Origin of the sequence: Williamsia sp. (assembly GCF_016462415.1) — a bacterium.
GTDB lineage: Bacteria > Actinomycetota > Actinomycetes > Mycobacteriales > Mycobacteriaceae > Williamsia_A.
The window spans coordinates 1-13,562 of record NZ_JAEMTF010000018.1 but is presented as its reverse complement, the minus strand read 5'-3'; the positions used below and the strand labels follow the sequence as shown (position 1 = coordinate 13,562).

The 13,562-nt window shown below is 68.2% G+C and carries 15 protein-coding genes; 12 read left to right on the top strand and 3 right to left on the bottom strand.

The features are described 5' to 3' along the window. Nucleotides 1–63 precede the first annotated feature (63 nt). From JHC79_RS06910 to truA, 3 genes are all read left to right on the top strand, one after another. Nucleotides 64–1,119 (top strand): DNA-directed RNA polymerase subunit alpha, encoded by a 1,056-nt coding sequence (locus tag JHC79_RS06910; RefSeq protein ID WP_188489440.1) that lies wholly within the window; start codon nucleotides 64–66, stop codon nucleotides 1,117–1,119. A gap of 51 nt (nucleotides 1,120–1,170) precedes the next feature. Next, nucleotides 1,171–1,809 (top strand): 50S ribosomal protein L17, encoded by a 639-nt coding sequence (gene rplQ, locus JHC79_RS06905; RefSeq protein WP_296389427.1) that lies wholly within the window; start codon nucleotides 1,171–1,173, stop codon nucleotides 1,807–1,809. 93 nt (nucleotides 1,810–1,902) lie between these two features. Beyond that, nucleotides 1,903–2,769 (top strand): tRNA pseudouridine(38-40) synthase TruA, encoded by an 867-nt coding sequence (gene truA / locus JHC79_RS06900; RefSeq protein WP_296389461.1) that lies wholly within the window; start codon nucleotides 1,903–1,905, stop codon nucleotides 2,767–2,769. 2 nt (nucleotides 2,770–2,771) lie between these two features. Here truA and JHC79_RS06895 read toward each other — a convergent pair whose 3' ends face one another. Beyond that, nucleotides 2,772–3,302 (bottom strand): NINE protein, encoded by a 531-nt coding sequence (locus JHC79_RS06895; protein ID WP_296389426.1) that lies wholly within the window; start codon nucleotides 3,300–3,302, stop codon nucleotides 2,772–2,774. Nucleotides 3,303–3,351: 49 nt separating this feature from the next. Next, nucleotides 3,352–4,404, bottom strand: coding sequence for an alpha/beta hydrolase (locus tag JHC79_RS06890; protein ID WP_296389425.1), 1,053 nt, complete (start codon nucleotides 4,402–4,404; stop codon nucleotides 3,352–3,354). 197 nt (nucleotides 4,405–4,601) lie between these two features. On the opposite strand from JHC79_RS06890, the gene JHC79_RS06885 reads away from it, so the two are divergent. Further along, on the top strand, nucleotides 4,602–5,315 hold the full coding sequence (locus JHC79_RS06885) for a DedA family protein (RefSeq protein WP_296389424.1): 714 nt from the start codon (nucleotides 4,602–4,604) through the stop codon (nucleotides 5,313–5,315). Here the strand turns inward: JHC79_RS06885 and JHC79_RS06880 are convergent. After that, on the bottom strand, nucleotides 5,309–6,823 hold the full coding sequence (locus tag JHC79_RS06880; RefSeq protein WP_296389423.1) for an AAA family ATPase: 1,515 nt from the start codon (nucleotides 6,821–6,823) through the stop codon (nucleotides 5,309–5,311). The genes JHC79_RS06885 and JHC79_RS06880 overlap by 7 nt on opposite strands. Before the next feature lie 312 nt (nucleotides 6,824–7,135). Here JHC79_RS06880 and JHC79_RS06875 point away from each other — a divergent pair, with 312 nt between their 5' ends. The 8 genes from JHC79_RS06875 to JHC79_RS06840 form a co-directional block, all read left to right on the top strand. Next, complete coding sequence (locus tag JHC79_RS06875; protein WP_296389422.1) at nucleotides 7,136–7,957, top strand: ESX secretion-associated protein EspG; 822 nt, start codon at nucleotides 7,136–7,138, stop codon at nucleotides 7,955–7,957. A gap of 96 nt (nucleotides 7,958–8,053) precedes the next feature. Beyond that, nucleotides 8,054–8,968: a cation diffusion facilitator family transporter gene (locus JHC79_RS06870; RefSeq protein WP_296389421.1), complete on the top strand. Its 915-nt coding sequence runs from the start codon at nucleotides 8,054–8,056 to the stop codon at nucleotides 8,966–8,968. 108 nt (nucleotides 8,969–9,076) lie between these two features. Then, on the top strand, nucleotides 9,077–10,636 hold the full coding sequence (locus JHC79_RS06865) for an amino acid permease (RefSeq protein WP_296389420.1): 1,560 nt from the start codon (nucleotides 9,077–9,079) through the stop codon (nucleotides 10,634–10,636). Between the two features lie 194 nt (nucleotides 10,637–10,830). Continuing rightward, nucleotides 10,831–12,084, top strand: a complete 1,254-nt coding sequence (locus tag JHC79_RS06860; protein ID WP_296389419.1) for an alkane 1-monooxygenase — start codon at nucleotides 10,831–10,833, stop codon at nucleotides 12,082–12,084. Continuing rightward, the gene (locus JHC79_RS06855; protein WP_253662460.1) at nucleotides 12,081–12,242 is read left to right on the top strand and encodes a rubredoxin; all 162 of its coding nucleotides are present in this window, start codon (nucleotides 12,081–12,083) and stop codon (nucleotides 12,240–12,242) included. Before JHC79_RS06860 ends, JHC79_RS06855 begins: the two co-directional genes overlap by 4 nt. 57 nt (nucleotides 12,243–12,299) lie before the next feature. After that, nucleotides 12,300–12,479: a rubredoxin gene (locus JHC79_RS06850; RefSeq protein WP_296389418.1), complete on the top strand. Its 180-nt coding sequence runs from the start codon at nucleotides 12,300–12,302 to the stop codon at nucleotides 12,477–12,479. A 62-nt stretch (nucleotides 12,480–12,541) separates the two neighbouring features. Beyond that, the gene (locus JHC79_RS06845; RefSeq protein ID WP_296389417.1) at nucleotides 12,542–13,162 is read left to right on the top strand and encodes a TetR family transcriptional regulator; all 621 of its coding nucleotides are present in this window, start codon (nucleotides 12,542–12,544) and stop codon (nucleotides 13,160–13,162) included. Nucleotides 13,163–13,344: 182 nt separating this feature from the next. Continuing rightward, nucleotides 13,345–13,562 (top strand): adenosylhomocysteinase (locus tag JHC79_RS06840; RefSeq protein WP_296389416.1); only part of this gene is annotated, 218 nt, incomplete at its 3' end.

Below are 13,562 nucleotides of genomic sequence, written 5' to 3'. Positions count from 1 at the left end.
CACACGCTGTTTGGTCTCGAGGACGTCAAATAGCGGACGTCCACACAGGAGGAACACCTTTACATGCTCATCTCACAGCGACCCACACTCTCCGAGGAGATCGTCGCCGACGATCGGTCGAAGTTCGTCATCGAGCCCCTCGAGCCGGGCTTCGGTTACACCCTCGGTAACTCGCTGCGGCGCACGCTGCTGTCGTCCATCCCGGGCGCGGCGGTCACCAGCATCCGCATCGACGGAGTTCTGCACGAGTTCACCACCGTGCCGGGAGTCAAGGAAGACGTCACCGACATCATCCTGAACCTCAAGGGTCTGGTCGTCTCCTCGGAAGAGGACGAGCCGGTCACCATGTACGTGCGCAAGCAGGGACCGGGTGCCGTCACCGGCGCCGACATCGTGCCGCCCGCCGGCGTCACGGTGCACAACCCGGATCTGCACATCGCGACCCTGAACGACAAGGGCAAGCTCGAGGTCGAGCTCGTCGTCGAGCGTGGTCGTGGATACGTCCCCGCCGTGCAGAACAAGGCGTCGGGCGCCGAGATCGGCCGCATCCCGGTCGACTCGATCTACTCGCCCGTCCTCAAGGTGACCTACAAGGTCGAGGCCACCCGTGTCGAGCAGCGCACCGACTTCGATCGTCTGGTGCTCGACGTGGAGACGAAGAACTCCATCACCGCACGGGACGCGCTGGCCTCGGCCGGCAAGACCCTGGTGGAGCTGTTCGGACTCGCCCGTGAGTTGAACGTCGAGGCCGAGGGCATCGAGATCGGTCCCTCGCCTGCCGAGGCCGATCACATCGCCTCGTTCAGCCTCCCGATCGAGGATCTCGAGCTGACCGTCCGGTCGTACAACTGCCTCAAGCGCGAGGGTGTTCACACCGTCGGCGAGCTGGTTGCGCGCACCGAGTCGGACCTGCTCGACATCCGCAACTTCGGTCAGAAGTCGATCGACGAGGTGAAGGTGAAGCTGCACGCACTGGGGTTGGCGCTCAAGGACAGCCCGGCAAGCTTCGATCCGTCGCAGGTCGCGGGTTATGACCCCGCCACCGGCACCTGGTCCGACCCCGCAGCCTTCGGCGACGCGGATGCGGGCGAAGACTACGCAGAGACCGAACAGCTCTAACCACACATCTTCTCCCGGCCGAGAGGCCGCGAGCTCTTCAAGGAGTCATCAATGCCCAAGCCCACCAAGGGGCGCCGCCTCGGCGGTTCGGCCTCGCACCAGAAGGCGATGCTGGCGAACCTCGCCACCGCGCTCTTCGAGCACGACCGGATCTCCACGACCGAGGCCAAGGCCAAGCGCCTGCGCCCGTACGCGGAGAAGCTGATCACCCATGCGAAGGCGGGCAATCTGGCTCACCGTCGCGAGGTGCTCAAGGACATCCGTGACAAGGACATCGTCCACAAGCTGTTCGCCGAGATCGGGCCGTCGTTCGCCGATCGCGACGGTGGCTACACCCGCATCGTCAAGACGCTGCCGCGCAAGGGCGACAACGCCCCCATGGCCGTGATCGAGCTGGTGACCGGGTCGACCGCATCGTCGGAGGCCAGCCGCGCCACCCGTGTCGCCGCATCGCAGAAGGCGGCCCCGGCCGCTGCCGCGACGGAGTCCGACGCACCGGCCGAGGCCGCCGAGGCTGCGCAGGACGACAACAACGTCGTCGCGCAGGTCGAGGCCGACGCCCCTGACGCCGCCGTCGAGAACGCCGACGCCGTCGCCGAGGGCACCACCGAGGAGTCCTGGGCGGAGAGCGCCGCAGAGATCTCCGACGAGGATGCACCGAAGTCGGACGAGAAGTCCGACGACAAGTGAGCTGACCGCTCACGCACGATGAACACCGACGAACCCGCCGTTGACCCTGTCGACGGCGGGTTCCGTCGTTCCGGGGCCGATGCCGAAGCCCCCATGCCGGCGTCGGAGACGGTGCGGCTGCGTCTCGACATCGGCTACGACGGCACCGACTTCGCCGGCTGGGCCCGACAGCCGGGTCTGCGCACGGTGTGCGGCGAACTCGAACGGGTGCTGACCACGATCCTGCGGGAGCCGGTCACCCTGACCGTCGCGGGGCGCACCGACGCAGGGGTCCACGCCGTCGGCCAGGTCGCGCACTGCGACGTCTCGCGCGCGTCACTCGACACCCGTTCGATCGCCGGCGATCCGACCATGCTGGTCCGCCGGATGGCGAAGATGCTGCCCCCGGACGCGCGCGTCAAGGCCGTCGAGGAGGTGTCGTCCGACTTCGATGCGCGGTTCGCGGCCCTGCGCAGGCACTACCGCTATCGACTCACCGATTCGGCGTCCGGCGCCGAACCGATCCGTGCCCGCGACACCGCGCACTGGACCCGACCGCTCGACATCGAGCGGATGCGCGCGGCCGCCGACACCCTGATCGGTCTGCACGACTTCGCCGCGTTCTGCAAACGCCGCGAGGGGGCGACCACGGTCCGCGATCTGCAGCGGTTCGACTGGTCCGCCGACGCCGACGGCGTCCTCACCGCGCACGTCAGCGCCGACGCGTTCTGCTGGTCGATGGTCCGCTCACTGGTGGGCGCCGTCGGGGCGGTCGGGGAGGGACGCCGCACCATCGAGTGGTGCGCGAGCCTGTTGGCCGAGCGCAGCCGGTCGAGCTCGGTCCCCGTCGCCCCGGCCTGCGGGCTCACTCTCATCGGGGTCGACTACCCGCCCGCAGACCAGTGGGCGCAACGCGGAGAGACCACCCGGGAGGTCCGCGCGGCGATCGGTTGCTGCGGCGAGGGGCCGTCGGGGCCGTAGGGTCAGGGCCGCAGGATCAGCCCGCGGCTGTCGCGCACGCCGCCGGAGAACATCATGATCGCGTCGACGAGCGTCCAGATGCCGAGCGCGAGCAGGACGAAGAAGCCGACCACGAAGAAGAACGTGGCCCAGCCCAGGATCAGCGTGATCACCTGGGCGATCGCGATCCCGTTGTGGCCCAGATAGAACCGGCCGGCTCCGAATCCGCCCAGGAACAACTGCAGCAGTCCCGCGCTGGTCTTGGACTTGTCCGACAGCGGGGTCCCGGTGGCGGGGTCACGTCCGTACGGTGCCCACGGATCGGCGATGCCCGCGAAACCGGGCACCGAGTAACCGGCCTGCCCGTAGCCCGGGGTAGGCGGCTGCTGCCCGTATGGCGCGGTCGGGTATCCCTGCTCGGGTGGCAGCGACTGGCCCGGGTAGGCCTGTTGGCCGTATTGCGGGGTGCCGTACTGCGACGGGTCGTATGACGGAGCGCCGTAGGGTGGCGTCGCCGACCAGCCGTCCGGGGCGGGATCTGGGGTCTCGGTCATGTCCCGATGTTCCCACGTCCGCCGCGGCCGTGTCTGTCGATGAGTTCGCTCAGGTGGCGCTGCGCTCTTCGGCCATCGCGTCGAGCACCGCCAACTGCACCGACTCGTCGCCGGTCAGGTCCGCGGTCGCCGCACCGGCGCTGAGCAGACGGGACCACTCGAGCGGATCGTGCACCATCGGGGTCGTGGTCGTCACGAACTCCTCGACGAGGTTCACGAAGCGGGTCGGGTCGTCGTGGTACGGGAAGTGTCCGGCGCCGGTGAAGGTGGCCAACGTGGAGTGCGGCATCGCCGAATGGGCGAGCAGGGCATGGGCATACGGGATGACGGTGTCGTCGGTGCCCCACACCAGCATGACCGGGAGGCGTTCGGTGAGGTAGCTGCGGTCGAGCATCGTGACCACCTGACCCCGCCAGTCGACCACCGCCCGCAGGGTGCGGATGAACGCCGAGTGCGCGGTGGGGTCGATGAGCCCGTTGACGATGCGCATCACCTCGACGGCGTCGTGCAGTTGGCTACGTACCGCAGCGGGGGCGGGCAACGACCGGATCCGGGAGGTGCGCGCGAGAGCGGCGGTACATCGACCGACGAGATGTGCCGCCGGGACGACTCCGGGCAGGCGGAGTCCCGCGATCGCCTGGTCGAAGCCGGGGAGGGCGAGCAGTCGCAGCAGCGGGCTCACGTCACGGGTGACGCCGCCCGCGGCCACGAGCACCAGTCGCTCGACGAACTCGGGGAACTGATAGCAGAACTGCATCGCGACGCCGCCACCCAGGGAGTGGCCCACGACCGTCACGCGGCGGATGTTCAGGACCGACAGAAGGTCGCGCATGCCGTTGGCGTAGGCGGCCACGGAGTAGTCCGCGCGCGGCTTGTCGGACAGTCCGTGTCCGAGCAGATCCGGCGCGATGACCGTGTAGTGCTGGGCGAGGAGGTCGATGACCTCGGTCCACGTCGACGAGTTGTCGCCGATGCCGTGGATGAGAAGCAGTGCGGGCCCGCTGCCGGCCACGCGGTACGCCCGCCGGTACCCATGGATTGTCCGGAACTCGACCGACTGCGCTGAGGTCGGGACAGGACGCAACACCGTCGATTTCGCCACGGGGCCACTCCTCGCTCTCCGGCGCGGCCTCGTCTGTGACACCGCTTCGCCTCTCAGTGAACCCCAGGTTGGCCCCACCCGCTGACCACGGGGGGAGATTCGGTACCGGTGACCGGGAGATGAACTCCCGGACTCGGGGCGGTGAAACCTGCTGCGCGGACCGGCGGGGCACATGACGATCTCCTATCGTCGGAGCAGTGAACCCGTTCGACGTGAGCTCTTTCATGGCCACGGGCGGACTGATCGGTCTCTGCGTCCTGGTGTTCCTCGAGACCGGTGTCCTCGTCGGGTTCGTCTTCCCGGGCGACTCCCTGCTCTTCACCGCGGGAATCCTTGCCGCGCAACCCGACCCGTACGCCCCGCTGTGGTTGCCGTGTGTGCTGGTCCCGCTCTCGGCGGCGCTCGGCGACCAGTGCGGGTATTTCATCGGACGCCGGTTGGGTGCCGGGGTGCTGCAGGGTCGCGTCATGCGGTTCATCGGCCCCGAACCCGTCGACCGGACGCACCGGTTCTTCGAGCGTTACGGGCCGCTGACGGTGTTCTTCGGCCGATTCATCGGCATCGTGCGGACCCTGGTCCCGCTGCTGGCCGGTTTCACCCGGATGCGCCACCGGGACTTCACCGTGTTCTCCATCCTGGGCAGCGCCTTCTGGGGTGCCGGGATCATCGTCCTGGGCTACCTGCTGGGCGACGTGACGATCATCGCCGAGAACATCGATCTGATGATCATGGCGTCGGCGGCCACGGTGATCGTGCCCATCACCGTCCACCTCGTCCGCCGCGGACTCGCGCGACGCCGCGCCAACCGCGCCGAGGTGTCCGACGATGCCGAGGTGTCGGGCGACGCAGGGGTGAGCGGCGAGGCGGCGACCGGGTCCGACGAGCGGCCGGTCACCGCTCGCGGTCACTGATAGAAGGGATCCGTCCGGCGGAGGTTGGTCGAGGAGAAGTCGTCGGCGACCGTCGCGGCCAGCTCGACCAGCGCCCGATGGGTGCCCTTGCCGAGCAATTCGAGGTCCATCTCGGCGCCCTCGGCGAGGTGATCATCGAACGGGATCATCTGCACCGCGCGGCACCGGGTCAGGAAGTGCTGACTGAGTTGCTTGGTGTCGATGGTCGAGGCGCCGGATCGAGACGAGCTCAGGACCACCACCGCACGGCTGACGAGGTGGCCGTAGCCGTGTGCCTGCAGCCAGTCCAACGTCGCGCCTGCACTGCGCGCGCCGTCGATCGCGGGCGAGCTGACCAGGATCAGCGCATTGGCCAGGTCCAGGACGCCGTTCATCGCCGAGTGGCTCAGTCCGGTGCCGCAGTCGGTGAGGATGATGTTGTAGAACCGCTGCAGGACGCGCATCACGCCGCGGTAGTCCTGTTCGCTGAACGCCTCGGCGACGGCCGGATCCCTCTCGGAGGCAAGCACTTCCAGGCGACTCGGGCTCTGTGAGGTGTGGGCCCGGACGTCGGAGTACCGGTAGATCGAGGAGTCGGCGAGCAGATCGCGGACGGTGGACCGCGTCTGCTGCGGGATCCGCTGGGCCAGCGTGCCGAGGTCGGGGTTCGCGTCGACCGCGATGACCCGATCGCCGCGCAGGGACGAGTAGATCGATCCGAGACCGACCGTGGTGGTCGTCTTGCCGACGCCGCCCTTGAGCGAGAGGACCGCGATCCGGTAGTCACCCCGGACCGGGCGGTTCACCCGCTCGACGAGCTGTTGGTAGTAGATGTCGTCGGGGGAGTCGCCGGGGTTGATGGTGCCCGCGGAGATCCGGTGCACCGCACGACGCCAGCCGCTGCCGGGGGCGCGACGGGCCTTGCGCAGCAACGCGACCTCGTCGATGGACGTGCGTCCCGGCCGGTTCTCCGGCGGCGCGGACGGACCCGGGGGACGTCCGAACGGATCCGACGCCGGGTTGATCGGCGGCTGGTGCTGCTGGGGACCTGGGTCGAACGGCGGTCGGGGCTGCTCGTACGGGGGCGGGAACGGAGCCCCGCCGTACTGCGGGTTCGGCGGGTACGCGGGCCGGTCAGGGTGCGGGGCCGGCGGATACGGGGGCGCGTCGACCGGGCCCGACCGATCGAACGGCGGTGCCGGTGGTTGCGGCGCGTCGGATCCGACGGTGGGGATCCATCGCGTCGCGTCGTCGAGTCCTTCCGCCGGCTGCGGCGGACCGCCCGCGAGCCAGGACGGGGGAGCGTTGCGTTGCGGGCCGGGGGTGCCGCGCTCCATGGAGTCGAATTCCGGGGTCCCGGCCGTGTCTGAACCGGGTTCAGGGTCCGTGTGACGTCCGGATGATCGCTGATCAGCGGCCTCGCCCGCCTCGCCCGCCAACGGATCGGCGGCCTCGGATGCGGATCCGCTGTCCTGGTTTCCGGCGCCCGGTCGCAGCCACGGAGGTGTGCCGCTGTTGTCGAAACTCACTGCAAGATTCCCCTGACGATGACGTGACGGCACGAATGTGTCCTGCGCGGCGAAGTCGTGCGTCTCGAACCCGACCCCCGCCGGACGCCGAGGAGTCCCCGAGCGGCCGGCACCGCGAGTTTACTACCGGTCATCCCGCCGACGATGGATCACCCGATGTGTCCACAGTGTGGTCCCGGTCCACAACGTCGTCGGCGACCGACGGTGAATCTGCCCATGCGCCGTTCGCAACCGACGCCCGCGGTGACGGCCTGTGGCACCATCTGTGCACGCGGTATGGCCGCGCAGCTCCGCGGGGGGAGGTTCGCAAGCGTGAACGTGAGGACACACGCGGCCGAGGTGTCGCTCAGCTCGGAGGCGTTGGTCCGGTTGGGTCTGGCGGGCGGCGTCTCCGCGTGGCCCGCCGTGCTCGATCTGGCCACGCCCGACGGACCGACCGGCGGAGTCACCGGCGAGGGCCTGGCCGTCGGCGACCGTCCGCTCGACCAGATGCGGGCGATCGGACTCGTCGACGAGCGGGCCCGACCGACCTCGTGGACCGAGGCGACCCTGGCGGTCCTCGGCACGCCCGAGGCGCAGATCGACATCTGCATCACCGACGACACGGCCATCCACCGGGCCTGCCTCGCGCGTCGGGGTTTCGACCACGTCTTCGCGGTGCGTTCGGGCGACACCATCGAACTGTCCGCCCCGCGGATCGTCGACATCGACGACATCGGACGGGTGGTCGGGTCGGTGTTCGGGGCCGCCGAGGTCGCACGGTTCGCCGGGCTCAGCGTGCCCACCAACGAGTTGCGCGATCGGCTCGACCGGTGCGAGTGCGTGGACGACTACGCCGCCTGCTTCTGCGCCGTCGGCGCGACCCGCGCCGACGCGCACACCATGTCGCTCGCCTTCGAGACCTGCCGGGCGCGAGGCGAGTTGGTCGCGACCTCCACCGTCGACGGCGTGCGGACCGAGTCGTCGGGAACGGTGTCGGTCTACGACACCGACCACGGCCGGATCATCGCCGAACCGAGCATCGCCCGTGACGGACGGATGTGGACGACGATCGCCCCCGGTTCGGGGGATCGGATGGGCCATGCGGTGAACCAACTCCTCGACACCATGCGTGGCCCGGGCTGGATGCCCTGAGCGCGCCCGAGCCCGGATCGCGGACATCGCACCGACATCCACCGTCGCGGGCGCTAGGGTTCATCGGTACTCCCACACCGGTGACGGAAGGACCCCATGTCGGCCGAGGGCTCGAAGAAGGCGATCATCGCGGCTCTCGCGGCCAACGCGGGGATCGCCGCGGCGAAGTTCGTGGGCTTCGCGATCACGGGATCGTCGTCCATGCTCGCCGAGGCCGTGCACTCGGTGGCCGACACGTCCAACCAGGGACTGCTGCTCCTCGGGCAGCGGGAGGCCGCCAAGTCGGCAAACCGGTTGCACCCCTTCGGCTACGGCCGCAGCCGCTACTTCTACTCGTTCGTCGTCGCGTTGGTGCTGTTCACGCTCGGCTCCCTGTTCGCGATCTACGAGGGATACGAGAAGATCGTGCACCCGCACGAACTGGAGTCGCCGATCGTCGCGGTCGTCATCCTCGTCCTCGCGATCTGCCTCGAGGGCTACAGCTTCTCCACCGCCTACCGCGAGTCGCGCCCGCTCAAGGGCAGCGCCTCCTGGTGGCGGTTCATCCGCAACTCGCGCAACCCCGAACTCCCGGTGGTGCTGCTCGAGGACACCGGTGCGCTGATCGGTCTGGCGTTCGCGCTCGGGGGTGTCGGACTCGCGACCATCACCGGTGACGCGGTCTGGGACGGCATCGGAACCCTGGCCATCGGGATCCTGCTCGGCGTCATCGCCGTCATCCTGATCGTCGAGATGCACAGCCTGCTCATCGGTGAGGGCGCCACGGCCTCCGACGAGAAGACGTTGATGACCGCTCTGGGATCCGAACCCGGCATCGACCGCGTGATCCACATGAAGACCCAGTACCTCGGCCCCGACGAACTGCTCGTCGCCGCCAAGTTCGCGACCCCCGCCGGGGCCACCGCCGTGCAGATCGCCGACACCATCAACTCGGCCGAGGCGACGATCCGCGAGACCCTGCCGATCGCGCGGGTGATCTACCTCGAGCCCGACATAGACCGGGGAATGTGACACCCGCCACCCTCGGCATGGCAAGGTGAGCGTCACCGAAGAATCCGACATCCATCCGGCCGAGATCCCGACCGGGTGTGTCACGTCCCGACCGTCAGGAGTTCGTCAATGACGCGATCCGACCCCGCGCCGCAGCGCTCGATACGGCACTCGCTCACCCGCACCAAGTCGGTGGAGCAGTCGATGGCCGACACCGACGAGCCCGGTTCGCAGCTCAAGAAGAGCCTCACCTGGATCGACCTCACCGTCTTCGGTGTCTCCGTGGTCATCGGCGCGGGCATCTTCACCATCACCGCCTCCACGGCAGGCAACCTCGCCGGCCCGGCGATCTCGATCTCGTTCATCATGGCCGCCATCGCCTGTGGGCTCGCGGCCCTCTGCTACGCGGAGTTCGCATCCACCGTCCCCGTCGCCGGATCGGCATACACCTTCGGCTACGCGACCTTCGGAGAGTTCCTCGCCTGGATCCTGGGCTGGGACCTCGTGCTGGAGTTCGCCGTCGGTGCCGCGGTGGTGTCCAAGGGCTGGTCGAGTTATCTCGGCACGGTCTTCGGGTTCTCCGGCGGCACCGCCGAGGTCGGCGGACTCGACGTCGACTGGGGTGCGCTGGTGATCGTCGCGGCCATCACCACGCTGCTCGTGTTGGGGACCAAGCTGTCGTCCCGGGTCAGCGCCGTCATCACCGCCGTCAAGGTGGCGGTGGTCCTACTGGTCATCATCGTCGGGTTCTTCTACGTCAAGACCTCGAACTACTCGAACTTCATCCCCGACTCCGAGCCCTCGGAGAGCGGCGGCAAGTCGGTCGAGTCGACGCTGTTCTCGCTCATCACCGGCGGCGGCGACTCCAACTACGGCTGGTACGGACTGCTCGCGGCCGCATCCATCGTCTTCTTCGCGTTCATCGGATTCGACGTGGTGGCGACCACCGCCGAGGAGACGAAGAACCCCAAGCGCGATGTGCCGCGCGGCATCCTGACCTCGCTGGCGATCGTGACCGTCCTCTACGTACTCGTCACGATCGTCGTCACCGGGATGGTCAACTACAAGGACCTCGCGACCTCGGCGGGCGACGGCGAACCCAAGAACCTCGCCTACGCGTTCGGTCTGAACGGCATCACCTGGGCCGAGAAGGCCATCTCCATCGGTGCGTTGGCCGGACTCACCACCGTCGTGATGGTGCTGATGCTCGGCCAGGCCCGCGTGCTGTTCGCGATGAGCCGCGACGGACTGCTGCCCCGCGGACTGGGCAAGACCAGCGCCCGGGGCACGCCGGCCCGCATCCAGATCCTGGTCGGCGTCGTCGTCGCGGTCGTCGCCGGGTTCTTCCCCATCGACAAGCTCGAGGAGATGGTCAACGTCGGCACGCTGTTCGCGTTCGTCGTCGTGGCCGCCGGTGTCATCGTCCTGCGACGCAAGCGCCCCGACCTCAAGCGCGGGTTCACCGTCCCGTGGATGCCGGTCATCCCGATCCTCGCCATCGTGTCCTGCGTGTGGTTGATGCTGAACCTGTCCGCACTGACGTGGATCCGCTTCGTGGTCTGGATGGCGATCGGCGTGCTGTTCTACTTCCTCTACAGCCGACGACACTCCATGGTCGGCCGACGCGAGCGCGGCGAGGTCGACTCGGTCGACGGCAAGGCCACCCACCCGGTGGGCTCGGAGACCTGACGCGCGAACGCACCCGCAGTACCGGCACCCCGTCGATCACCCGATCGGCGGGGTGCCGTCGTATGCGTGGTCGGGGCCGCGAACGTCGACATCGTGCATTGATTTACAAATACTGCAGTTTGTATAGCCAATCGACGTATCATCATCTATTGTCAACGTGAGAAGTGATGCACGGCACAAGGAGGCGTACGAGCATGAGCAGTGAAACCCGGGAGCGGCCATCCGCTCCGATCAGCGAATGGCGAGACCGCAAGCGCTACATGTGGCTGTTCGGGCTCGTCCCACCGACCGCGGTGTTCCTGGCGCTCGGTCTCGTGGCCGGACTGAACGCACTCGGAGCCGAGGTCGTCACGCCCGTGTTCTGGTGGATCGGGCCGATCCTGGTCTACGTGTTGCTGCCGATCCTCGACATCTTCTTCGGCCCCGACGGCCAGAACCCGCCGGATGAGGTGATGGAGGCGCTGGAGAACGACAGGTACTACCGCTACTGCACCTACGCCTACATCCCGTTCCAGATCGCGACGCTCATCCTGGCCTGCTACCTGTGGACGGCGGACAACCTCAGCTGGATCGGCATCGACGGGGGCCTCGGCCTGGTGTCGAAGATCGGTCTGGCCATCTCCGTCGGTGTGATGGGTGGCGTCGGCATCAACACCGCGCACGAGATGGGACACAAGAAGGCGTCCCTGGAGCGGTGGCTGTCGAAGATCACCCTGGCGCAGACGTTCTACGGCCACTTCTTCATCGAGCACAACCGCGGCCACCACGTCCGCGTCGCCACCCCCGAGGACCCGGCGAGTTCACGCTTCGGCGAGAGCTTCTGGCGGTTCTGGCCCCGCAGCGTGATCGGCAGCCTGCGATCGGCGTGGGGACTGGAGAAGACCCGGATGCAGCGCCTCGAACGACCGGTGTGGCACCCCAGCAACGACGTCCTCAACGCGTGGGCGATGAGTGTCGCGCTGTTCGCCGTGCTGACCGGGGTCTTCGGATGGGGCGTGCTCCCGTTCCTGGTGATCCAGGCGATCTACGGCTTCACCCTGCTCGAGACGGTCAACTACCTCGAGCACTACGGACTGCTGCGTCAGAAGACGGAGTCGGGTCGCTACGAGCGCTGCGCGCCGAAGCACAGCTGGAACTCCGACCACATCGTCACCAACATCTTCCTGTACCACCTGCAGCGGCACAGCGACCATCACGCCAACCCCACCCGGCGGTATCAGACGCTGCGCAGCTTCGACGAGGCGCCGAGCCTGCCGAGCGGCTACGCCAGCATGATCGGCCTCGCGTACTTCCCGCCCCTGTGGCGTGCGGTCATGGACCACCGGGTCGTCGAGCACTACGCCGGCGACGCCGACCGCATCAACATCCAACCCGGCAGAGAGGCGAAGGCGCGGGACCGGATCGGCGCGCTGGCCGCGTCCGCGGGGGAGCCCGGAGCCGCCTTGTGAGCGCCTACCGCTGCCCCGTGTGCGACTACGTCTACGACGAGTCGGCCGGGGCGCCCCGGGAGGGTTTCGCGGCGGGTACGGCGTTCACCGACATCCCCGACGACTGGCCCTGCCCCGACTGCGGGGTCCGCGAGAAGATGGACTTCGAACCCGCCTGATGGGCTCGGGCGCAACAACTTCCGACACGACAACACCTTCGACCACAGGAAATGACCATGGACTACAAACTCTTCATCTGCGTGCAGTGCGGCTTCGAATACGACGAGGAGAAGGGGTGGCCCGAGGACGGCATCGCCCCGGGCACCCGGTGGGATGACATCCCCGACGACTGGAGCTGCCCGGACTGCGGGGCGGCGAAGGCCGACTTCGAGATGGTCGAGATCGCGCGCGGCTGATGGTTGCGGGCAGCGTCGTCGCCGGTGCGCCGCACCTCACCCGGGTCGGTAGCCTGGGCGCCGTGACCGACGTTCCGGCGAAGCCGGTGGGCTATCAGCAGGCGACCAAGGCGCTGTTGCGTGCCTCGCTGCTCGACGGCATGCGTGGGTTGCTCCGCAACGGCGACTGGTCGACGGTCACGATGACCGACGTGGCCGCCGCGGCCGGCGTGAGCAGGCAGACCGTCTACAACGAATTCGGTTCCCGCCTGGGTCTCGCGCAGGCATACGCGACCCGCCTGACCGACGAGTTCTGCACGGTGGTCACCGACGCGGTCCACCGCAACGTCGGCGAGGTCCGCAACGCCCTGCGGGAGGGGTTCTCGAACTTCTTCGCGATCTCCGCGTCGGACCCGCTGGTGCAGTCGTTGCTGCGCGGCGAGGCCAAAGCGGATCTGCTGCGTCTGATCACGACCGATGCCTCGCCTCTGATCACCCGGGCCAGCGATCAGCTGTCGGCCATGCTGCAGCAGAGCTGGCTACGGGTCGACCCCACCGAGGCGCATCGCGTCGGCCGGGCCATCTCCCGGATGGCGCTGAGCTACATAGCCATGCCGCCAGAGGGGGATCGCGACGTGGCCGACGACCTCGCCGAGATCTTCGCCCCGGTGTTGACCTCCGCGGCCGGCGCCGCGCACCGGTGAACGCACACGATCGTGCGGTCCCGCTGGGGACGGTCACAACGTCGGCGGTTCCGTGATGCGACACGGCCCAGTCGTCACGAACCCGTCAGACGCTGTTTTCGCGGTTGAGCGGGTTATTCGTTAGCCTGTAGGGCGACACATCGGTCCCGATCTGGGAGCCGGTCGCCAACCAGGAGTACTACATGACATCGGTTCAGACAGCCCTCAGTGCGGACAACCTCGGCGGGATCGACTTCAAGGTCGCGGACCTCTCTCTCGCCGCCTACGGCCGGCTGGAGATCGACCTGGCCGAGGCGGAGATGCCCGGACTGATGGAGCTGCGTCGTGAGTACGCAGATGTGGCCCCGCTGAAGGGCGCCCGCATCTCCGGTTCGCTGCACATGACCACCCAGACCGCCGT